Annotated in this window: 23 protein-coding genes; 13 read left to right on the forward strand and 10 right to left on the reverse strand. The window is 42.7% G+C overall.

Going from position 1 to position 20,387, the window contains the following annotated elements:
- Nucleotides 1-3: 3 nt before the first annotated feature.
- Nucleotides 4-915 (reverse strand): ABC transporter ATP-binding protein, encoded by a 912-nt coding sequence (locus LRS05_RS07585; RefSeq protein ID WP_257867757.1) that lies wholly within the window; start codon nt 913-915, stop codon nt 4-6.
- A gap of 144 nt (nt 916-1,059) precedes the next feature.
- On the opposite strand from LRS05_RS07585, the gene yaaA reads away from it, so the two are divergent.
- Nucleotides 1,060-1,821: a peroxide stress protein YaaA gene (gene yaaA, locus LRS05_RS07590; protein ID WP_257867758.1), complete on the forward strand. Its 762-nt coding sequence runs from the start codon at nt 1,060-1,062 to the stop codon at nt 1,819-1,821.
- Between the two features lie 68 nt (nt 1,822-1,889).
- Nucleotides 1,890-2,318: a hypothetical protein gene (locus tag LRS05_RS07595; protein ID WP_257867759.1), complete on the forward strand. Its 429-nt coding sequence runs from the start codon at nt 1,890-1,892 to the stop codon at nt 2,316-2,318.
- Between the two features lie 156 nt (nt 2,319-2,474).
- Here LRS05_RS07595 and LRS05_RS07600 read toward each other — a convergent pair whose 3' ends face one another.
- The 5 genes from LRS05_RS07600 to LRS05_RS07620 form a co-directional block, all read right to left on the reverse strand.
- Complete coding sequence (locus tag LRS05_RS07600; RefSeq protein ID WP_257867760.1) at nt 2,475-2,918, reverse strand: lipocalin family protein; 444 nt, start codon at nt 2,916-2,918, stop codon at nt 2,475-2,477.
- Between the two features lie 200 nt (nt 2,919-3,118).
- Nucleotides 3,119-3,688, reverse strand: coding sequence for an aminodeoxychorismate/anthranilate synthase component II (locus tag LRS05_RS07605; RefSeq protein WP_257867761.1), 570 nt, complete (start codon nt 3,686-3,688; stop codon nt 3,119-3,121).
- A gap of 237 nt (nt 3,689-3,925) precedes the next feature.
- Nucleotides 3,926-4,492: a YceI family protein gene (locus LRS05_RS07610; RefSeq protein ID WP_257867762.1), complete on the reverse strand. Its 567-nt coding sequence runs from the start codon at nt 4,490-4,492 to the stop codon at nt 3,926-3,928.
- Nucleotides 4,493-4,527: 35 nt separating this feature from the next.
- A complete protein-coding gene (locus tag LRS05_RS07615) occupies nt 4,528-5,166 on the reverse strand; it encodes an NAD(P)H-dependent oxidoreductase (protein ID WP_257867763.1) in 639 nt (212 codons plus the stop codon).
- Between the two features lie 2 nt (nt 5,167-5,168).
- On the reverse strand, nt 5,169-5,624 hold the full coding sequence (locus LRS05_RS07620) for a MarR family winged helix-turn-helix transcriptional regulator (protein WP_257867764.1): 456 nt from the start codon (nt 5,622-5,624) through the stop codon (nt 5,169-5,171).
- 144 nt (nt 5,625-5,768) lie between these two features.
- Here LRS05_RS07620 and LRS05_RS07625 point away from each other — a divergent pair, with 144 nt between their 5' ends.
- From LRS05_RS07625 to LRS05_RS07635, 3 genes are read left to right on the forward strand one after another with little or no spacing between them, the layout of a single operon-like run.
- The gene (locus LRS05_RS07625) at nt 5,769-6,293 is read left to right on the forward strand and encodes a TlpA disulfide reductase family protein (RefSeq protein ID WP_257867765.1); all 525 of its coding nucleotides are present in this window, start codon (nt 5,769-5,771) and stop codon (nt 6,291-6,293) included.
- Nucleotides 6,294-6,337: 44 nt separating this feature from the next.
- Entirely contained in the window at nt 6,338-6,949 is a 612-nt protein-coding gene (locus tag LRS05_RS07630) for a thioredoxin family protein (RefSeq protein WP_257867766.1), read from the forward strand.
- Between the two features lie 25 nt (nt 6,950-6,974).
- On the forward strand, nt 6,975-7,286 hold the full coding sequence (locus LRS05_RS07635) for a rhodanese-like domain-containing protein (protein WP_257867767.1): 312 nt from the start codon (nt 6,975-6,977) through the stop codon (nt 7,284-7,286).
- A gap of 34 nt (nt 7,287-7,320) precedes the next feature.
- Here LRS05_RS07635 and LRS05_RS07640 read toward each other — a convergent pair whose 3' ends face one another.
- Entirely contained in the window at nt 7,321-7,758 is a 438-nt protein-coding gene (locus LRS05_RS07640) for a response regulator (protein WP_257867768.1), read from the reverse strand.
- A 146-nt stretch (nt 7,759-7,904) separates the two neighbouring features.
- Here LRS05_RS07640 and LRS05_RS07645 point away from each other — a divergent pair, with 146 nt between their 5' ends.
- The 8 genes from LRS05_RS07645 (at nt 7,905) to LRS05_RS07680 (ending at nt 14,152) form a co-directional block, all read left to right on the forward strand.
- The gene (locus LRS05_RS07645; RefSeq protein ID WP_257867769.1) at nt 7,905-8,423 is read left to right on the forward strand and encodes a thioredoxin family protein; all 519 of its coding nucleotides are present in this window, start codon (nt 7,905-7,907) and stop codon (nt 8,421-8,423) included.
- 4 nt (nt 8,424-8,427) lie between these two features.
- Entirely contained in the window at nt 8,428-8,811 is a 384-nt protein-coding gene (locus tag LRS05_RS07650) for a rhodanese-like domain-containing protein (protein ID WP_257867770.1), read from the forward strand.
- 2 nt (nt 8,812-8,813) lie between these two features.
- Nucleotides 8,814-9,272, forward strand: coding sequence for a histidine kinase (locus LRS05_RS07655; RefSeq protein ID WP_257867771.1), 459 nt, complete (start codon nt 8,814-8,816; stop codon nt 9,270-9,272).
- A complete protein-coding gene (locus LRS05_RS07660; RefSeq protein WP_257867772.1) occupies nt 9,218-9,559 on the forward strand; it encodes a hypothetical protein in 342 nt (113 codons plus the stop codon). Before LRS05_RS07655 ends, LRS05_RS07660 begins: the two co-directional genes overlap by 55 nt.
- Nucleotides 9,528-10,250, forward strand: coding sequence for a LytTR family DNA-binding domain-containing protein (locus LRS05_RS07665; RefSeq protein ID WP_257867773.1), 723 nt, complete (start codon nt 9,528-9,530; stop codon nt 10,248-10,250). The genes LRS05_RS07660 and LRS05_RS07665 overlap by 32 nt, the downstream gene beginning before the upstream one ends.
- Nucleotides 10,251-10,358: 108 nt before the next feature.
- Entirely contained in the window at nt 10,359-12,632 is a 2,274-nt protein-coding gene (locus LRS05_RS07670; RefSeq protein WP_257867774.1) for a cation:proton antiporter, read from the forward strand.
- A 4-nt stretch (nt 12,633-12,636) separates the two neighbouring features.
- Nucleotides 12,637-13,026: a hypothetical protein gene (locus LRS05_RS07675; RefSeq protein WP_257867775.1), complete on the forward strand. Its 390-nt coding sequence runs from the start codon at nt 12,637-12,639 to the stop codon at nt 13,024-13,026.
- A gap of 76 nt (nt 13,027-13,102) precedes the next feature.
- Nucleotides 13,103-14,152 carry an NAD(P)-dependent alcohol dehydrogenase gene (locus LRS05_RS07680; protein ID WP_257867776.1) on the forward strand — a complete coding sequence of 350 codons (1,050 nt, stop codon included), beginning with the start codon at nt 13,103-13,105 and terminating at the stop codon, nt 14,150-14,152.
- Nucleotides 14,153-14,205: 53 nt separating this feature from the next.
- Here LRS05_RS07680 and LRS05_RS07685 read toward each other — a convergent pair whose 3' ends face one another.
- The 3 genes from LRS05_RS07685 to LRS05_RS07695 all read right to left on the reverse strand — a co-directional run bounded on the left by LRS05_RS07685 (nt 14,206) and on the right by LRS05_RS07695 (nt 20,016).
- Complete coding sequence (locus LRS05_RS07685; protein ID WP_257867777.1) at nt 14,206-14,481, reverse strand: GNAT family N-acetyltransferase; 276 nt, start codon at nt 14,479-14,481, stop codon at nt 14,206-14,208.
- Nucleotides 14,482-14,486: 5 nt separating this feature from the next.
- Nucleotides 14,487-15,383, reverse strand: a complete 897-nt coding sequence (locus tag LRS05_RS07690; RefSeq protein WP_257867778.1) for a pirin family protein — start codon at nt 15,381-15,383, stop codon at nt 14,487-14,489.
- A gap of 100 nt (nt 15,384-15,483) precedes the next feature.
- Nucleotides 15,484-20,016, reverse strand: a complete 4,533-nt coding sequence (locus tag LRS05_RS07695; protein WP_257867779.1) for a gliding motility-associated C-terminal domain-containing protein — start codon at nt 20,014-20,016, stop codon at nt 15,484-15,486.
- Nucleotides 20,017-20,387 lie beyond the last annotated feature (371 nt).

The raw sequence follows: 20,387 nt of genomic DNA on the forward strand, positions 1-20,387 counted from the left end.
TGGTTATCGTTGGTTTACAAGCGCCATGAACCATTCTTCAAGGCCGTTCAGTATCTTTAGTTCATACAGCTGTGCGCCGCCGTCAATCAGTTTTTTAGACAGCGCCGGTATATCATAGCGGCCCGGCAGTTCCAGGGTGAGCTGCTGCATGCCGTCAAGCGTTACGTTTTCATTATCCGCCGAAAGGCGCGCGTGCCATGCAGAGGCGTCGTCAAGGGTTAGTTGTACTTTACACACGCCCGATTGCTGGCCGAGTTCTGCAATTGTACCTTCAAAACGCAGCTTGCCGTTGGCGATGATGCCCACGTGGGTACACATTTTTTCGATTTCAGACAACAAATGGCTTGAGACGAATATTGTTACGCCTTTCTCGCGATTGAGCCTTACAAGCAGTTTTCGAATGTCCTGGATGCCATTGGGGTCAAGGCCGTTCACCGGTTCATCCAACAACAGCAGTTCGGGTTCACTGAGTAGTGACATCGCAATGGCCAGCCTTTGCTTCATACCAAGCGAATATTGTTTCGCCTTGCGCTTTGCATCGCGCTGTAGGTCAACCAGCTCCAGCACTGCGGCAATACGGCTTTCGGGCACATTGCGGAGCTTGGCTATGTACTTAAGGTTGTCATATCCGCTCAGGTGCAGGTACAGGGCAGGGCTTTCAACAAGCGACCCAATATTGTCAAACACCTGCGGCAGCTGGCCCTTAAGCGGCTTGCCGAATATTTTAATGGCGTCTTCCTGCTCGGGCAGTATGCCTGTAAGAAGGCGCATGGTGGTAGATTTACCCGCACCGTTCGGGCCAAGGAACCCGTAGATGGAACCTTTCGGGATGTGCAGCGACACATTGTCAAGCACTTTACGGTGTTTAGAGAAGCGGAAGTTGAGTGACTGCGCTTCTATGATATAGTCAGGCATATTGGTTAATTCGTTGATTTGTTTATTCGTTGATTTGGATTTTAGAATTTTAGAATTCCGTATAAAGCTCAGCAGCTGATCGCTCAGCAGCTTTCGCAGCCAATATACAAAATCTTCCTACATTTGTGATATAAACTCCATTCCATGAAAATCGTTATATCTCCGGCCAAAACGCTTGATTTTGAGACTAAACTTCCAACCCGCCGCAACACGCAGCCTGCATTTCTGGACAGGGCTGAAATAGTGCATGAGGAGCTGAAGGAAAAGTCGCCAAAGGAATTGAGCGAACTTATGTCGATTTCGGATAAGCTGGCTGACCTGAACTGGCAGCGCAACCAGGAATGGAAAACACCTTTTACCACTAAAAATGCCCGGCCTGCCATGTATGCCTTTAACGGTGATGTATACACGGGGCTCGATGCTTATACAATACCAGCAAACAAGATTGGAAAAATACAGGATACTTTGCGGATACTTTCAGGGCTTTACGGACTGCTGAAACCACTTGACCTGATACAGCCTTACCGGCTGGAAATGGGAACAAAGCTGGAAGTAGGAGAGGATAAGGATTTGTATGCTTTCTGGAAACAAACTATCACTGATGCCCTGAATGCCGAACTTAAGGAAAAGGAGCTTTTTGTAAACCTGGCTAGCAAAGAATATTTTGACGCTATTGACGAAAAAGCCCTTAAAGTGCCTGTAATTACCCCGGAGTTTCGTGATTATGACCCTGAAGGCAACCTGCGCATGGTGAGCTTTTTTGCTAAAAAAGCGAGGGGGATGATGGTGCGCTACATCATTGATAAAAACGTGAAGACCCTGAAAGGACTAAAGGGTTTTGACTATGACGGATATTCTTTTGATGCAAAGCTAAGCAAGGGGAATACGCTAGTGTTTACCCGTTAGTGGGTTGCGGGTTTTAGGTTTGAGGAAAGTTAAATTAAATATTAATATTATAATAATATTCAATTGCCATGAAGACAATATTAGCCCTCCTATTGATTTTTGCAGCTTTTAACGGCCATTGCCAGGCAGTTAAAAGAATCACTTATTCCGACAGCAGTATGGGAGGTGTTGCCAAGGTAATAATAACCAAAGATTCTATCAAAGGTGAATTAAAAAACACACGCAAGAAGATCATTATAAAAGAAAAAACCCAGAAGAAATATTGGGATAGGCTGGTCCGTTCGTTTTCAATAGCTGAATTTGAAAAAGTAGGACAAAAGAAACCCGAGCCCCAAACAGACGGCAACGTCACTTATGTTTCAATTGAAACAAAAGAACAGACTTATTCTGTACGGGATGCCTATATCGATCCTGTTGCCAACAAAAGCGTTTATAATTTTCAAATGATCATCAGAGAGAAATTTACCGAGGTTTATGAAAAGAATAAGGGTAAATAGCATTTGCATTGTAATAAATGAAACTGTCACGATGAGCTTGTTGAAGCGCTATTACAGTGATAGAATACACACTAAGCCCTTTCAGTGAGGAACAGCTTCACTCAGCTCAGCCTGACATACTTTGTAATTTTGTTATTTGATTTTTGGAACTTACCCTTATACATTCAGCACTGTAAACGTATGGTTGTAGAACAGGCCTGATGAGCCTATCGTGAACCTGAACTCAAGCGTGTCATTCCCAACGTACACCATATGTGCCTTTCCTGTCTGCCCGTTGAGGTTTAGTGTAAGTACATTTCCGGTAGTGGTATAAGTACCTTCGCCAACAATTTCGGCATCAGGGTCACAGTTGTGATACAGGTAGAAGGTACCGTCTTCATGAAACTCAAATGCATAATTTTTTTCTGACGGATTTTCAATTGCGCAGCTTAGGTTTACTGCTTCGCCTTCTATAGAGAGCCCCACTGTTTTACGTATCCCTATCACACTTCCGGTGTAAGGGTTACCAATGCCGTTATTACTGAAATCGGGTTGCTGAACATCGTCATCACCACATGAAATAAACAAACATAGTGTAAGTAAAATAAATAGCCTTTTCATATCTCATTTAATTTTACCACTAAGTTACAACGGGGTAATATCAACTGCTGTTAACCCCTTGCCAAACATATCTTTGAAAAGGGTTAAAATATCAATTTTTATAACAAATAAAGATGTAAGAAAATAATCAACTCGATTTTATATTTGAGTTTAAAAATTTAATTACCAGTACATTGAATTGAATTAATTGTATAAAAAGTTTAATATGGTAGCCAGTTGTCAATTATCTTTTTTCCTTGTGGAGTAAGTATGCTTTCAGGGTGAAATTGCACTGCCCTGACATCAAAAACGCGATGGCGCAGCGACATGATTTCGCCATTCTCATCTGTAGAAGTCACTTCCAGGACTTCGGGAAAATCAGCACGGTTTACACTCCATGAATGATACCTTCCTACTTCAATCTGCGCAGGCAAATTTCTAAAAAGCACTTCATCATCAACTGTGGTTTTTACTGTTGAAGCCACGCCATGATGTACGGTGTTGAGGTTAATAAGGCTTCCGCCAAAAGCCTCTGCAATGGCTTGTTGGCCTAGGCAGATGCCAAGTATGCTTTTAGCCGGGGCGTATTTCCTGATGACTTCCAGTAACTGCCCGGCTTCTGAAGGGATTCCCGGGCCGGGTGACAGCACGATTTTATCATACGCAGCGATATCCTCAATGTCAACTTCGTCATTGCGAATTACCGTGACTTCGTTGTTGGGCGCTTCCAGGTAATGTACAAGATTGTATGTGAAACTGTCGTAATTGTCTATGACCAGAATTTTACGCATGATAGAAGTTTTGCGCAAAGATAGGGAGGAAGCTCTAAAGCTGGTAGGCTATGGGATGTTGCCTGTTTTAAATATTTGTAGATTTTTAGTTATTAGAAAATTAAAATAGCTTATTTCAATTGTTTGTTCAAATAGTAGAGCTCGCTAAGTAGCTCGGCGACTTAGTAGCAAACAGGCTCTTACTACAAAAAAAGCCCCGCATATAGCGAGGCTCACTTCAATAAAAATCTAAAATAATTAGAATTGCAGATTTACTGTCAGGTCAAAGTCATCATAGATGAAGTTGTCACCAAGGCCTTCAAAGAAATTTTTTGATTTGTATTTGATGTCATACTTAGTCCTGTCTACAGAGAACGTAGTTGTAGCAGAATTCTTGTTCACTGTCAGGTCAAAAGTTACCGGCTTAGTGATGTTCTTGATTGTAAGGTCGCCTGTTACAGTGTATACGTTAGCAGATTTAGCCTTGATTGATTTAAATACAAGCTTAGATGTAGGGTATTTAGCCGTACCGAAGAAATCTTCAGCTTTAAGGTGGCCTTCAAGGTTTTGCTTTCCTTCACCGCTTATATCGGTTACTGTTAGTGAGTTCATGTCAACAGTAAAATTACCACCTGTAAGTTTTCCGCCTTTAAAATCAAGCTTACCATCTTTAAATTTGATGAAGCCGCTGTGCTCGCCACCCGTTTTCTTACCAACCCATTTGATATCGCTGGTGGTTGTATTGATTTTTTTAGATTGTGCTGTAGCCGTAAGGGTACCAAGCGCTACAACAAGTGCAATTGCAATAGATTTCAGATTTCTCATGATGTTTAAAAAATTTAGTTTTAAAAGTTATTGAATTAAATGGTTATAAAAAGTTCGTTTTCTGGTTTGCGTACCTTCTTCAGGTTTTGGCTTGCATCATCATCAGCGCGATAGCCCACTGTAGTTATTACGGCTGCATTTAAGCCCTTTTCTTCGAGTTTAAGTATCTCATTAACCCCTGCTGCATTAAACCCTTCCATAGGCGTTGTGTCGATGCGAAGTACTGCAGCGGCATTTATCAGGCCTGACATGGCTATGTAAGCCTGTTTTGCTGTCCAGTTGTTTTTCTGCTCTTCGGTAAGGCTGCTTATATAGCCTTTCATTGATGCTTCAAAACCGGAAACATCTTCTTTGGCAATGCCACGTGTTTCTGCGATATTCTCAATGTAGCTGTCAATGTGGGCCTCATTTACATTTACCTCATTGGCGAAGATAAATATATGTGATGCCGCCACCGCCAGGTTTTTGTCGTTGCCTGAAAAGGCATCGGCAAGTTTTTCTTTTACATCCTTGTCTTCAACTATGATAACCTTGTAAGGCTGCAGTCCCATTGATGATACGCTGAGCTGAACGGCTTCTTTAAGCTTTTCAATGTCTATATCTGAGACTTTCCGTGCTGGGTCATATTTCTTAACAGCGTATCGCCAGTTAAGGCTTTCTATATAATCTGTCATATTTAAATTGATCTGAATTTTTCTAATAGTTCATTAAGCAACACTAGCTCTTCCATAGAGAGGTTTGCAGCAAATTTTTGTTCGTGACCGTCTACAATCGGGTCAAGCGTTTTGAGCAGGTCAAGGCCTTTATCAGTTATCCGTATTTCCATCTTGCGGCGGTTGCCGGGGCAAATGTCACGCGTTACCAGTTCCTTGAGTAAAAGTTTATCAACAAGGCGCGTAGTATTGCTTGTTCGTGCTATCATGCGCTCGCCAATATCACTCATATTGATAGGGTTACCTTTTTGTCCGCGCAATATCCGGAGTACATTAAACTGCTCAGGCGAAATGTCATGCTGTTTTATCAATTCATTAAAAGCTTCGGCAAGCACATTTTGCGTGTAAGCAATATTAAGAACTGTCCGCCTTTCTATCGGGTATTGTAATTTCGATTTCAATGCTTCCTCCAGTGTCATAATTGTAATTACAAAATTTGTATGTACAAATGTATAGATGTTTTTTATTTGTATGTACAAATGTCATTGTTAAAGAAATGTTAATTCTTGCATTGGCCTGATAATTGAGTACATTTATACTCATAGAAAATCTGAATATTCAAAATGAAGAAATTATTGACAGCCTTGGTTCTTTTTTATGGCTTGCTGGCGACAGGGCAGGCGAAAGCACCCGCTCCGATAAAGATTTATACGAAAGAAGGTGTTAGCATTAAAGCATATGATTACGAAAAGTTGGCTTACTTCCTGAACCAAAAAAATGACACTACCTATGTTGTGAATTTTTGGGCTACCTGGTGTGTGCCATGTGTTAAAGAACTGCCACACTTTGAAAAGCTGAACCAGCAATATAAAGGAAAAAAAGTTAAGGTGCTGCTGGTGAGCCTTGACATGGCTAAGATGGTAGAGAGTAAGCTGCTGCCTTTCATCAAAAAGAAGAACCTCAAGAGCGATGTGGTGCTTTTACGCGACCCTGACAGTAACAACTGGATACCTAAAATCGACAAATCATGGAGTGGCACTATACCGGCTACTCTTATTTACAACAAAAAAGTGCGTAAATTTTACGAGAAGTCTTTTGAGTATGCTGAGCTGGAGAAGGCAGTAAACGAAGTTATGAACGCTAAATAATAAAATTTTAAATCATTAATCATTCAATTTTTAAATCAAATAAAATGAAAGCAATCAAATTTTTAGGGCTGTTTCTTGCCGCAGGGCTTGTGGCAGCTTTTACAGTGAAAGACACTGCTGCCGGTTACAAGGTTGGCGACACAGCAACGGATTTCTCATTGAAGAATGTTGACGGTAAAATGGTATCCCTGAAAGATATGAAAGATGCCAAAGGCTACATTGTAATATTTACCTGTAACCATTGCCCGTATGCACAGGCCTATGAAGACAGGATTATTACGTTAGACAAAAAGTATAAAAAGCTGGGTTACCCTGTTGTTGCCATTAACCCAAATAATCCTGAAAAGCAGAAGGATGACAGTTTCCCTAAAATGCAGGAACGTGCCAAAGAAAAGAAATTTACATTCCCGTACCTGCTTGACGAAGGGCAGAAGATTTACCCTCAGTACGGCGCTACCAAGACTCCGCATGTCTACATCCTGCAGAAAACAGCTAAAGGCAATGTGGTGAAATATATTGGCGCGATTGACGATAATTATGAAGACGAAAGCGCGGTAAAACAACGCTACGCCGAGGCTGCAGTTGATGCTTTGCTCGCCGGTAAAGATGTTGCCGTTAAAGAGACAAAGGCTATTGGCTGTTCAATCAAAGCATAATATCTTTGCTGTAAATCTTTAAAAAATGAACCTAAACCAAAACGAATGGTGGGAAAACGCTCAAGCGGACAGCAATGCTGTGATTCTTGATGTGCGCACCGCCGATGAATACAACCGCGGTATTATACCCGGTGCCGTGAATATTGATATTTACAAAGGCCAGGGCTTTATTGATGAGGTAGAAAAGCTTGACAAAACCAAAAACTACTACGTTTACTGCGCGGCAGGAGCCCGCAGCGGGCAAGCCTGCAATATCATGAACCAGTTGGGCTTTGCTAATGCCTATAACCTCGCAGGAGGCATTACCCAATGGCAGGGGCCGGTAACAGCGCCTTGATATTCTTGAAAAAATAAAGCCCTCAACTGAGGGCTTATTTATTTTTTTTCGGTGATGTGAAAGAGTTGATGTTTTCTTTCCAGTAGTCAATAAGGTTCTTGATTTTTTCTTTGTATTTGTTGTAATCGTCACCTTTCTGGATGAAACCCTGCACTGAGAGTTTGTTGGCTTCTTTGATAGAACTTTCGTCCTGCGCATTTGAAATAAAGATGTAGGGTATGTCCTTATCCATCAAAATCTCTTCGTTCATAATGATGTTACGCAGCTCAAAACCACCAAGTTTAGGCATGTTGATGTCAGAAATAATAATAAATGGCTGTATCTCAGGCCTTCGCAGGTACTCTACAACCTGGGTACTGTCAGCAAAAAACACAAGGTTGTTTTTATATCCCAAATCACGGAAAATCTCTTTTAAGATATCCCTGTCATCTTCATCATCTTCAATAATCAGGATGTCCCTGTGTTTTTTCATGTGGTGTATGAGTTTCAATTATTGTGTGAAAATAGCAATTTTTACATGTAACTTCAAATATATCAAATCTTAAAAATTCCTTAAATTATAATTATTGGCACACTTTTAATTTACTAACTTGCATCTGTAACAATAAAGCAATTAATATGAAATCATTTTTGCTCACCATAAGCTTGTTTTTGGCCGCCTCCACTATTTCCCTGGCACAGCAGCCATCAGCAAAAGAAGTATTAGCTACGGCACAGGCGCAGGCTAAGAAAGAAAATAAGAAAGTATTTGTTATGTTTCATGCATCATGGTGCAAGTGGTGCAAAAAGATGGAAAATAACATGCAGACACCTGAATGCAAGCCGCTTTTTGATAAAAATTATGTTACCACATACCTTACCGTACAGGAATCGCCAAAGAACAAATCACTTGAAAATCCCGGCGCAGACGAATTGCTGAAAACTTACAAAGCTGAAAAGTCAGGCATACCGTTTTGGGTGATTCTCGATGCTAACGGAAAAGTTCTTGAAGATTCTTTTAATTCTAAAGGCGAGAATCTTGGCTGCCCTGCTGATGCCGCTGAAGTTGCAGAATTTACACAGATGCTGAAAAATACTTCCAGGCTTACAGACAAAGAGCTTGCCGTGATTGCGAATACATTTACAATTAAAAAATAAACTGATGAAAAAGATATTGTTTTTACTGCTTGTTACTGTTTCAACAATAACAAATGCCCAACAAAAGCAGAAAGTGGAGCTTGTTGCCCCTGCCGCCTTTGAAAAGAAAATGGCTGCCCAAAAAGGCCAGGTTATAGACGTGCGCACGCCTAAAGAATATCAGTCTGGGTATATTGCCGGGGCAGTGAATATGCACGTCTATGATAAAGACTTTGAACAGCGTGTAGATAAACTCGACAAGAATAAGCCTGTTTATGTTTACTGTAAGGCAGGGGGGCGTAGCGCTGAAGCTACCGAAATCCTGAAAAATAAAGGCTTTAAAACAATTGTGGAACTGGATGGCGGAATGGATGCCTGGAAGGAAGCCGGTAAACCGGTAAAGCAATAACAGTGACAGAATTATCAATCATTTTATTGGTTATCACAGGTGTTGCAGCAATCGTAATTATCTGGCTGTACCTGCTTATGAAGCGCCACCTCAAAGTAAGGCGGCAGCTGGAATCGCGCTTTGTAGAGATGGAGAACCGAATGAACACCCTTCAGTTGCAAACGCTTGAGGCAAGGCTTAATCCGCACTTGTTTAAGAACATTCTTAATTCTATACAATCGCACGCTTACCAGACTTATTTCGCAATGGACAAATTGTCAAACGTACTGGACTATATACTCTATGAGAGCCAAAACCGTTTTGTGAGTCCGCGCGAAGAAATTGATTTTGCGCTTAATCTTATAGAAATTAATAAGATAAAGATAAGTCCGCTGTTTTCCATCACCGTTAAAAAAAGATGGATGAGATGGATGCGCTGTACAATGAAAAGATCATGGCGCCGCTCATATCTATCGACCTGATTGAAAATGCTTTTAAGCATGCCGACTTGCAAAGTCCTGATGCATTTATTACCGTGATGATTGAGTTTAAAGACGGTACTTTTACGCTTACAGTCTCAAACAAAATATCAGGTAAAGCCGCTTTCCATAAAGAACATGGCGGTATAGGAACTGTAACGCTGGAACAGCGCCTGCGCATAATTTATGGATCTGCCTTCAGGCTGGAACGCTACAGCGAAGAAGACATTTATGTTGCCAAATTAAAAATTGACCTGCTTGAACACAAAAATAAAATGCTTACTGCTTGATGATGAGCTGCCTGGGCTTACATTCCTTAAAATGATATGCGAGCAGCAGCCGCAACTTGAAGTTGTTAAGGCTTACAACAATCCGCAATTGCTGCTGGATGAGTGGCAGGATATGGAATTTGACCTGCTGATTACTGATATTGAAATGCCGGGTGTAAACGGCTTGCAGGTAGCTGAAGCGCTCAGGGGAAAGGCAGTAATTTTTACCACGGCCTATAAAGAATTTGCGCTTGATGCCTTTGAAAAAAACGCTGTTGATTATCTTGTAAAGCCGGTAAAGGCTGAAAGGTTACAACAAGCGATTGAAAAGGTGCAAAAGTTCCTGGGCGGGCAGAAACGCGTGAAGCCAAAGCAAATACAGCTGAATACTGATAAAGGAAAAGCGCTGCTTGACCCTGATAAGATATTCTGCATCCTTACATCTGAAATTGACAGCCGCGATAAAATTATTATAATGAACGATGGCAGCAGAATTACAGTAAAAAATGCATCATTTGAAAAACTGTTGGATATGTTGCCTGACGATGATTTTACCCGCATCAACAAAAAAACTGCAATTGCTTTACGCAATGTAGCCTATTATACCCATGAAGAAATAAGGGCAAACATTAACCAGCCTGATGGTTCACCTTATGCATTTCCGTTAAGTGAAATTTACCGCTCGGCTTTTGGCGAAAAAGTACGGAAGTGATTTCATTACATAATTAAACGTGTTCGTTACAAAACCTTAACATAGTAGTATTTCACTTACAGGTTAATGTTAAATTCTATTTAATATTGCAGCAGAATTTACACAACTATGAAGAATTTTAAGGGAAGCATTTTTTATGTTGCTGTCGTCGCTATATTTTCAGCCATAATATACTGGACATTAAAACAGGGCGTATTGCTTGAAAATGGCCGGGAAATTACCGCAGCCGCTGCAACAGGCAAAGGCCAGTGGGCAGAGTTTATAGACTCACTGCATCATAACCTTACTCACCCGCTTGCAATATTGCTGGTACAAATTGTAACCATTATACTGGTAGCCCGTATTTTTGGATGGATTTGCCGTAAAATAGGGCAGCCAACGGTAATTGGAGAAATGATTGCCGGTATTGTGCTTGGCCCTTCCCTGGTAGGCACATTCTTTCCTGAATATTCTGCACTGCTGTTCCCTGCAGCATCATTGCCAAATTTGCAATTCCTGAGCCAGATCGGGCTTATATTATTCATGTATGTTGTGGGTATGGAGCTCGACCTGAAAGCGTTGCAGAACAAGGCGAAAGATGCCGTGGTCATCAGTCATGCAAGCATTATCATACCCTTTACGCTTGGCATTGGCCTGTCCTATTACGTGTATACCGAATTTGCACCGGCAGGTGTTGAGTTTATGTCGTTTGCATTGTTTATGGGTATTGCCATGAGTATTACAGCTTTTCCTGTTCTGGCACGTATTGTACAGGAGCGCGGGCTGCACCGCACCCGGATTGGCGCTATGGTCATAACCTGCGCGGCTGCCGATGATGTCACGGCATGGTGCATACTTGCTGCGGTTATTGCCATTGTAAAAGCAGGTTCATTTACAAGTTCGCTATATGTTATAGGCCTTTCAATAATATACGTTGGTGTAATGATGTACATGGTAAGGCCGTTTTTAAAACGTATAGGTGACCTTTATGCTAACAAAGAAACGGTCTCGAGGCCTGTTGTTGCTATATTTTTCCTCACGCTTCTGCTTTCTGCATATGCAACCGAAATCATTGGTATCCATGCACTTTTCGGTGCGTTCATGGCAGGCGCTATTATGCCGGAGAGTATGCGTTTCAGGAGCATTTTTATAGAAAAGGTAGAAGATGTATCACAGGTGATGCTGTTGCCGCTATTCTTTGTTTTCACAGGTCTCCGCACGCAAATCGGCCTTCTTGATGACCCCTCCCTATGGAATGTTTGCGGCCTGATTATACTTGTTGCCGTGGTAGGTAAATTTGTCGGCAGTGCGCTTACCGCTAAATTTCTGGGGCAGAACTGGCGTGACAGCTTAACCATAGGTGCCCTTATGAATACCCGTGGCCTTATGGAGCTCATAGTGCTGAATATTGGTTACGATCTTGGCGTGCTGTCAACAGAAATTTTCTCGATGATGGTTATCATGGCACTGGCAACTACGTTTATGACAGGCCCTGCGCTCGATCTGATTGGCTACATCTATAACCGCAGAAAGAATTATATACCGCAGGAGATAAGGCAGGCGAGTAAGTTTAAGGTACTTGTGTCATTTGACAGTCCTGAGGGAGGCAAAACCCTTGTAAAGCTTGCTAACAGCTTTGTGAGGAGGATGAATGGCAATGCAATGGTTACGGCAATGCATATCATGCCAAGTAATGAGATACATACATTTAACCTTGAAGAATACGAACAGGAAAGTTTTAAGCCTGTACTGGCTGAAGCGGAAAGCCTGAACCAAAAGGTAACAACGCTATTTAAGGCAAGCACTGAAATGGATAGCGATATTGCTACTGTGGCTAACAAAGGAGAGTTTGACCTGGTGCTGATTGATATAGGGCAGTCAATTTTTGAAGGGACATTGCTTGGCAAAATACTTGGGTTCACAACACGTATCATCAATCCTGAAAACCTTATCAATACTTTTACAGGTAAAGAAAAGCTCTTTGAAAACTCACCGTTTGATGAGCGTACACAGCACATTTTGGGCAAAACAACTGCTCCTGTAGGTATATTGGTTGATAAGGAGTTTCAATCAACCGACCGGGTCTTCGTAACGATTTTTGATGAAAACGATGCTTTCTTGATAGATTTCGCCCAAAAGCTTATAAGCAATGCAGGCTCGCAGGTAACCGTGCTTGATGCTGCCGGTAACATCAAAAATAACACCGATATCAAGGAAACCATCCGCAGTATAGAGCAAACGGTGCCAAACCACATACGGCTGCTCAACGAGCGCAAGCTCGAAAAAGAGTTTTTGCAGGAACAGGACCTTATGGTAATAAGCGTTGACAGCTGGAAAAAGCTTGTGGAATCACGCAGTACATGGCTAAACAATACACCATCGCTACTCATACTTAAACCTTAAGCTAATGAACATATTAAAACACTTTTGCACTGTATTTTCAATACTGTGCAGCCTGGCTATTGCCGCTCAGCAACAGCCCGAGGTACCAGCTTCTGCAACCATCAAAGACAAATTTGAAGCAGGGTTTGACGGTATGCTCGGCGTTTCTTACGGAAACAAAGCTATGGGAATAAACGTTGGCGGTCCAAGCCTGAAGTATAAATTCAGGAAGAATTTAAAGGTTGGGGTAGGGGCGTTTCCGTCATTGTTTATTATGGATGATAAAGCTGTACCCAGGCTGGCAGTTTCACCAATAATAGAATACCGTAAATGGATGCTGATAACCCCTTACTACGGCTATGACAATAATAATAAGCAAATCTGGACATTTGGAATGGGCTACAGGTTTTTGTGATGATTAATTAACGTCCGTTAATCATTGGTTGTGTAAAGTATTTACTACTTTTAAGCATCAATTTAAAAATAGAGAAATGACACAAGTAAAAGCATTTGCAGCATACGATGCGGAAACCCCGCTGAAGCCTTTTGAGTTCGACCGAAAAGAGGTTGGCGCTAACCAGGTACAGATAGATATTCTTTTCAGTGGTGTTTGCCACAGCGATATACATACCGCGAAAGGCGACTGGGGGCCGGCAATATACCCGCTTGTTCCCGGGCATGAAATTGTAGGGCGAATTACCAAAGTAGGTTCTGATGTAACCAAATTTAAGGAAGGTGAACTTGCAGGCGTTGGGTGTTTTGTAGATTCGTGCCGTAAATGCCAAAGCTGCAGGGAAGGTGAGGAGCAGTATTGTGATGAAGGTATGACGGCCACCTATAACAGTTATGAGCGCGGCACAAACATCCCAACTTACGGAGGTTACTCAACAACTATCACCGTTGATGAAAATTATGTGCTACATGTAAGCGATAAGCTTGACCTGAAGGGTGTAGCGCCATTGCTGTGTGCAGGTATCACTACCTATTCACCGCTGCGTTACCTGGGTGTAGGTAAAGGTCACAAAGTTGGTGTGCTTGGCCTTGGAGGGCTGGGGCATATGGCCGTTAAGTTTGCAGCCGCTTTCGGTGCTGAAGTTACCATGCTTAGCTCATCACCCTCAAAAGAAGCAGACGCCAAAAAACTGGGTGCGCACAATTTTGTACTGACATCAGATAAAGCGCAGATGAAGGCAAGCGCGAATACTTTCGACGTTATTATTAATACGGTATCGGCACCACATGAATACGCTCCCTACCTCGACCTTCTTGCCAAAAACGGAACAATGGTGGTTGTGGGTATCCCTACCGACCCCTCAAAAGTACCCGCATTCAGCCTGATCATGAAGCGTAAAAAAATTATGGGCAGCCTGATTGGCGGTATTGCCGAAACTCAGGAAATGCTTGATTATTGCGCCGAAAACAACATCACATCTGAAGTTGAAGTGATTGACATGCAGTACATAAACGAGGCGTATGACCGTATGGAAAAGAGCGATGTGAAATATCGTTTTGTAATAGATATGGAATCTTTAAAAAGCTAAGGGACTATAAGCTGAGAGCTTAATAAAAAAGCGCGGTTTCAAACCGCGCTTTTTTATGCAAGTACATCTCTAATATCTTCGTGGCGCTCAAACATCTTCTTTGCAAACGGGCAAAGCGGTATAATCTTAATGTTCTTTTCACGTGCAAAGGCTACTGCCTTTTCCAGCAGTTTCATACCAACGCCTTTAAATTCAGGATTGCCATGCGTATGTTCAATGATAAACTTATCTTCACCGGCCCAAACATAGTCCATAAGCCCGGCTTCAGTAGCGCCTTCAACGGCTTTCCATGAGCCGCGTTTTCCATCGTCAGAGTGTTGAATTTCCATTGTGTTTATTGTTTAGGTTTAAATTCAGGATTGTCTTCAGGCAGTGGTATATAGCCTGTTTCATTATGCATCGGCGGGAATTCCTTATTGCGCCAGCGTTGTTTTGCATCTTCAATAAGTTCGTGTGATGTCGCTACAAAATTCCAGTAAATATGGCGTTCTTCAGGGAACGCTTCACCCCCGAAAATATATATTGTTGTATTCTCGCCCATTGTAAAATTGCAGAGCGATGAGTCCTTCGCTACAAGCAGTTGTTTTGGGCCGAATGTGTTACCGTCGTTTTCAATGCTTCCTTCTAATATGTAAATACCACTTTCACCATACAACGCGCCTGACGGGTTAACATTGGCTTTTGCAGTGCTTTTTAGTTCAATAAGATACAGCGGGCTATGCACCGGCACTGGAGATTTCCGCCCGAAAGCCTCACCGGCAACAAGCTTAAATTTTACAGTATTCTCAACCCATTCCGGAAGGTCTTTAGCTTCTACGTGAGTGAACGAGGGTTCCATCTGTTCAAGGTGCTTTGGCAGGGCAACCCATATCTGCAGGCCATGCATCATAGTGTCAACATGCCGAACACGCTCGGGGCTGCGCTCGCTATGCACAATGCCTTTACCGGCAGTCATCCAGTTTACGGCGCCGGGTTCAATTTCAAGTTCGCTGCCAAGGCTGTCACGGTGCAAAATAGCACCTTCAAACAGGTAGGTTAGGGTAGAGAGGCCAATGTGCGGATGCGGGCCTATATTCAGCATTTCATTATCATGCAGCAAAGCAGGCCCCATGTGGTCTATGAATATAAATGGGCCTACCATACGCTTCTGCCGGAAAGGCAGCAGCCTGCCCACTAAGAAGTTTCCGATGTCGCTTGGACGTTCTTCAATTATAATATTGATGTTTGACATGATTATCTGTGTGTTGTTTCAGCATGTCAAGTTACAGAATAATCTTATATAAAAAAAGGCCGCTGTGCAGCGGCCTTTCCAATCAAATATGAAATCAGGTTTAATTTTCCTCACGGTTTACATAAACCCATCCTGTGTGCGTTTTAGAAGGAGTTTCAATTGCATAGTAGTAAGTTCCGGAAGGGAGCTCATCACCATTATCGCCCTGGCCAAACCACTGGTTGGTATAGTCGCCGCCGCGGGCATAAACTTCCTGACCGTAACGGTTGAAGATGGATACTTTAGTAACTGACATACCAATAAGGTTGAAGTTATCATTCTTGCCATCATTGTTAGGGGAGATACCTTTAGGGATACCGCAAAGCGTATCGTCAACTGTAAACGGAGTTGTTACTGTACAGCCGCCAGGTGTAGTAATGGTAAGTGTCAGCTGCAACGGGAATTGTGCCATACCCATATTATTAAGATATTCAGATACATTGAATTCATCCTCGTTGCCAATTACAGTGCCTGATGCATCCTTCCACTCGTATGTCGCCGTAGCAGCATCAAAAGAGTTATTTACAACTTCAGTGCTAATCATGTACCTTTTTCCTAAAGCCACATCAGTACAGCCTTGCATTGCAGTAATCTGAGGCTGGGCAGCACCGGTAATTTCAAGCGTTACAGCAGTTGCATCAGTAGTACAACCATTAGTGTTTTGAGCTGTTACAATATATGTTCCAACAGGCACATTGGTAAATACAGCTCCGGTTTGGAATGTGGCACCATCAATGCTGTACGTTACACCCGCCTCAGGGTTGGTTACTTCTATAGTACCAGTACCTAAAGCACAGGTTGGCTGCACTACAGATACTACAGGTACAGATGGCCCGGCAGGCGCAGGAAGAAGCGTTATTACAGAAGATATTGTTGAACAGCCCGTGCTGTTTTGTGCTACTATTGTGTAGTTGCCATCAGCCAGTCCCGTAAAGGTTGTGCCTGTTTGTGGTGTACCGCCGTTAAGTGTGTAGGTAATGTCCGTTCCTACAGGCCCCGTGATTGTAATGCTTCCACCTGAAGTACAAGTTGGGTCAAGAGAAGAGTATGTTATCGCACCGATAGTACCGGATGTTGGATTCAGGGTAAATGTTCCCGTTGTTGAAGGGCAATTGCCATTAGCATCATTTACAGTAATGCTGTACGAACCCGGCGCCACGTTTGTGAATGATGTACTGCTCTGGAAGTTTGTACCATCAAGGCTATAAGTATAGTTTGTACCTGTTGGCGCTGAAATTGTTACAGTACCTACGCCGGTTGCACAGTCTGGTTGCGTGAAAGTATAGGTAGCAACAGGTGCAGATGTTGGTATAGGGTTGATAGTAAGCGGCGCCGATGTTTGTGAAGGGCAGCTGCCGTTATCAATTGCATAAACAGTATAATTACCAGGTGTAAGGCCTGCAAACTGAGGGTTGCTTTGGTAGTTAACACCATCAACACTGTAAGTTATGTTAGCGCCTGTAGGAGATGTAATTGTAATAGTACCTGATGGTATGCCGGGGCCAACATTACATGTAGGCTGCTGCGTTACGCTGGCTACAGGCACTGCAGGAGTAGGAGTTACGTTGTTTATCACCACAGAACCTGTTGGTGTTACTGATGCACAGCTGTTACCGTCAATTACGCTGATGGTGTAGTTGCCCGGTGTAAGCCCTGCAAAGGTTGTAGATGACTGGAAGTTTGTGCCATCTATACTGTAAGTTACGTTTGCACCCAGCGGGCCTGTTACTTCAATAGTACCAGTTGTTACTGCACATGTTGGCTGTGTAACAGTGTAAGCTGCCACTGCAGGAGTAGCTGTAATAGGGTCAATAACAGCCAGTGCAGGCGATATAGACGGGCAACCATTCATACCTTCGCGTACATATACTGTATAACTACCCGGTGCAACGTTTGCGAATACAGGGCTTGACTGCCATGTTGTGCTGTCAATACTGTACATTAATGTACCACTAAGCGGAGAATCTACAGTAATTGTTCCTGTTGGTGTTGTACAGGTAGTCTGCGTTACTGTAGCAACTGCCTGTGCCGGAGCAACAGGTGGCGCCACAATAGTTGCCTGTGTTGTAGTTTGAGATGGGCAGCTTCCGTTATCAATAACATATATTGTGTAGCTGCCTACAGCTACTGTACTAAATACCGGGCTTGCCTGGTAATCCGTACCATTTATACTATACGTATAGCTGCTTCCTAATGGCGCTGTAACTGTTATTGTACCTGTAGGCACTACATTTGCAACCGTACAAACAGGCTGGTCTACAGTATAAGTGGCTTCAGTAGGTGTTGGTGTTACAGGATCTATCACTATTGGTGTAGTGGTTGTTGAAGGGCAGCTGCCGTTGTCAATAACACTTATATTATAACTGCCCGGCGCAAGGTTATCAAACGTTGTACTGCTTTGGTAGTTGGTACCGTCAATGCTATAAGTGATGCCCGAACCTGTTGGCGCTGTTACCGTAATGCTCCCTGTTGCTGATGTACAGCTTGCCGGTGTTGCTGTTGCAGTTGCAACTGCAGGTGTTGGCGTTACCGGGTTTATTATAATATTTGTTGTTGTAGATATACATCCAAGCAATGTTTGTACCCTAACCTGGTAAGTGCCCGGCGCAAGATTTTCAAACAATGGCTCGCTTTGGTACGTTGTACCGTTTATACTGTAAGAAAGACCAAGGTCAAGAGGGCCCGTAATTAAAATAGACCCGGTAGTTTGGTTGCATGTAGGCTGTGTTACAGTTACAGTTGCTACGGCAGGTAAATCTATAGGTGAGTCTATTGTAAACGGTACTACTGAAATACACATTGCGGCCGACATAATGGTAAGGGTATAGTTGCCGGGCAAAAGGTTATTGAAAGTTGTTTCTGTCTGGAAATCTGTACCGTTAAGGCTGTATTGAAGGTTTGTACCAACCGATGGTGTAATGCTTATACTTCCTGTAGGGAAAAGGCAGGTAGCATCAGTTTTATTGATTACAACAACCGGCAGCGGTGATACCGTAAGCTGTACAGCATTGCTTACCAGTGTACACCCTGCTGAAGTTGCTTCGCAGTAGTATTGATTGGTAAGGAAGCTAAGCGGGGCATCAATTATATTAAGCGTTTGCGAAGTAGCGCCAGAGTAGTTATCATCATTAACAACATTAACCCAGTTTCCTGCTGAGTTAAGCACTTTCCATTGGTAGTTGAAGCCTGCAGGCAGGTTTACTTCGGCAGTAAATGTAGTATCTTCACCTTCACATATACTTTGTGCAAGCGGCTGTGCAGAGAAATTACGGTCTACCCCGGTGCTGGTATGGCTGCCAAGGCTACTGCAGTATGTATTTGGCACAGTATCATCATGCAGCAATATATTATATTCTGCGGCATCAAATATAGCCGATGGCCCTGCAACTTCAGGCTTGCGTATCATGGTAAAGCCCACCTGCCCGGGAGTATGCACCATATCTATACTGTTACCATTTTTTAAAAGCTCAATTTTATCACTGTCATTAAAGCCGTTAGGAAAGCCGATTGTGGCTACAGGGCTGTTGCAGATTGCATTGTTTGGCGTATTGGCAGAGAACAGGAAAGTATCTTCCGGGCCGATGGTTCCGGTAAGTGCAATACTATATCCTGCAGTTGGCGTGGTTGAAGTAAGGTCGCCATATCGCTGTAAAGTATAACCTGATAAGTCAATTGCAGCATTTGTAGGATTATAAAGTTCAATCATGCCGCCTGTACCGGTTTTTTGGTCGTAAACTTCAGAAATAAAGATTTCTGTACCTGGTATGGCAGGGCAGTTTGAAGTAATAACTGTAAAAGTTCCGGCGTTGGCAGTACAGCCGTTTGTAGTGACTGTAACAGTACCGGTAGTAGCGTTTTGAGGCAATACCGCTTTAATACTTGTATCAGATACTACAGTAAATCCGGGTGCATCAACTCCGTTAAATAATACCTGGCTTGTACCTGCACCGGCCAAAAAGCCACTTCCTGTAATTGTTACAAGCGTGTTTGGCGGACCTGAAACAGGTTCCATATTTGTAATCGGTGGTGCCGTACAAGTAGTATTTACAGCTCCGTTAAGGGTAAAATCATCAATGCTTACAGCTCCGGTGCCTGTAGCTCCGGTAAGCGTAAGCACTACAGTTACATTACCTGTAAGCCCGTTTACAGGGTTTGTAACGGCTACTGTACCTGTGTTGGTGCCGGTAGTTGTTATAGCCCCGCTGCCAACATTTATATTGTTGATAGCCATGCTCCAGTTTTGGGCACCCGTCGGGCTGCCTATAATCCAGAAGCTGAATGAAGATACATCAAGCGTATGGCCGGGGCCAACAGTAAAGTTCAGCGTCATTGACGCGGTGCCTCCGCTGTTTGAAAGTGAAAGCGCCGTACCGGACGATCCCGATACGCTTGTCCAGCTGCCGGCGCTATTGGTCCAGGATGAGCCTGAAAGCTGGCTGTTAAGCGTACCCGGGGCATCGGTGTAAGGGTGCGTGTTTATTGGGTTTGTCCCAAAATCATGTACATAAAATTGCGCATTACCTGTATATGAAAATACAAGGGTAATAAGCAGCATGACATACAGCACATTTTTCGGTAATGTAGTTTTTTGCATAGCTAAAGTTTTTCAGGTTTTGTTTTAATGGGTTGATATTAAACAGATTATAAAGCACTTTGATAACCTGTATCAACCCTTATTTCAAAAATTAAAGGTATATCATTAAAACTTCAGTCATTAATAACAAAATCCTTACAAAAGCATAAATTAATGTGAATATTGTTACTAAGCTTTCAAATTCAAATCAATACTTTTCTCTCAGGTAATAGTGAGACCAACACTTAACACTTCTTTAACAACCTTTTTTATACTTTTGGGAAAAGTCACAAACTGTAAAATTAACCTTACATGTGTAGCATATTTGATCCGGTAGAAGCGGCCGGTAAAATTTTTTTCGTTCAAAATTTATCCTGCCCGGAAATTTGTGG

The organism is Flavobacterium sp. J372 (assembly GCF_024699965.1).
Classification (GTDB): Bacteria; Bacteroidota; Bacteroidia; order Flavobacteriales; family Flavobacteriaceae; genus Flavobacterium.

Excerpts from the sequence above, each read along its gene's own strand:
- LRS05_RS07585 (WP_257867757.1), bottom strand. The coding sequence starts at position 915 with ATGCCTGACTATATCATAGAAGCGCAGTCACTCAACTTCCGCTTCTCT.
- yaaA (WP_257867758.1), top strand. The coding sequence starts at position 1,060 with ATGAAAATCGTTATATCTCCGGCCAAAACGCTTGATTTTGAGACTAAA.
- LRS05_RS07595 (WP_257867759.1), top strand. The coding sequence starts at position 1,890 with ATGAAGACAATATTAGCCCTCCTATTGATTTTTGCAGCTTTTAACGGC.
- LRS05_RS07600 (WP_257867760.1), bottom strand. The coding sequence starts at position 2,918 with ATGAAAAGGCTATTTATTTTACTTACACTATGTTTGTTTATTTCATGT.
- LRS05_RS07605 (WP_257867761.1), bottom strand. The coding sequence starts at position 3,688 with ATGCGTAAAATTCTGGTCATAGACAATTACGACAGTTTCACATACAAT.
- LRS05_RS07610 (WP_257867762.1), bottom strand. The coding sequence starts at position 4,492 with ATGAGAAATCTGAAATCTATTGCAATTGCACTTGTTGTAGCGCTTGGT.
- LRS05_RS07615 (WP_257867763.1), bottom strand. The coding sequence starts at position 5,166 with ATGACAGATTATATAGAAAGCCTTAACTGGCGATACGCTGTTAAGAAA.
- LRS05_RS07620 (WP_257867764.1), bottom strand. The coding sequence starts at position 5,624 with ATGACACTGGAGGAAGCATTGAAATCGAAATTACAATACCCGATAGAA.
- LRS05_RS07625 (WP_257867765.1), top strand. The coding sequence starts at position 5,769 with ATGAAGAAATTATTGACAGCCTTGGTTCTTTTTTATGGCTTGCTGGCG.
- LRS05_RS07630 (WP_257867766.1), top strand. The coding sequence starts at position 6,338 with ATGAAAGCAATCAAATTTTTAGGGCTGTTTCTTGCCGCAGGGCTTGTG.
- LRS05_RS07635 (WP_257867767.1), top strand. The coding sequence starts at position 6,975 with ATGAACCTAAACCAAAACGAATGGTGGGAAAACGCTCAAGCGGACAGC.
- LRS05_RS07640 (WP_257867768.1), bottom strand. The coding sequence starts at position 7,758 with ATGAAAAAACACAGGGACATCCTGATTATTGAAGATGATGAAGATGAC.
- LRS05_RS07645 (WP_257867769.1), top strand. The coding sequence starts at position 7,905 with ATGAAATCATTTTTGCTCACCATAAGCTTGTTTTTGGCCGCCTCCACT.
- LRS05_RS07650 (WP_257867770.1), top strand. The coding sequence starts at position 8,428 with ATGAAAAAGATATTGTTTTTACTGCTTGTTACTGTTTCAACAATAACA.
- LRS05_RS07660 (WP_257867772.1), top strand. The coding sequence starts at position 9,218 with ATGGATGCGCTGTACAATGAAAAGATCATGGCGCCGCTCATATCTATC.
- LRS05_RS07670 (WP_257867774.1), top strand. The coding sequence starts at position 10,359 with ATGAAGAATTTTAAGGGAAGCATTTTTTATGTTGCTGTCGTCGCTATA.
- LRS05_RS07675 (WP_257867775.1), top strand. The coding sequence starts at position 12,637 with ATGAACATATTAAAACACTTTTGCACTGTATTTTCAATACTGTGCAGC.
- LRS05_RS07680 (WP_257867776.1), top strand. The coding sequence starts at position 13,103 with ATGACACAAGTAAAAGCATTTGCAGCATACGATGCGGAAACCCCGCTG.
- LRS05_RS07685 (WP_257867777.1), bottom strand. The coding sequence starts at position 14,481 with ATGGAAATTCAACACTCTGACGATGGAAAACGCGGCTCATGGAAAGCC.
- LRS05_RS07690 (WP_257867778.1), bottom strand. The coding sequence starts at position 15,383 with ATGTCAAACATCAATATTATAATTGAAGAACGTCCAAGCGACATCGGA.
- LRS05_RS07695 (WP_257867779.1), bottom strand. The coding sequence starts at position 20,016 with ATGCAAAAAACTACATTACCGAAAAATGTGCTGTATGTCATGCTGCTT.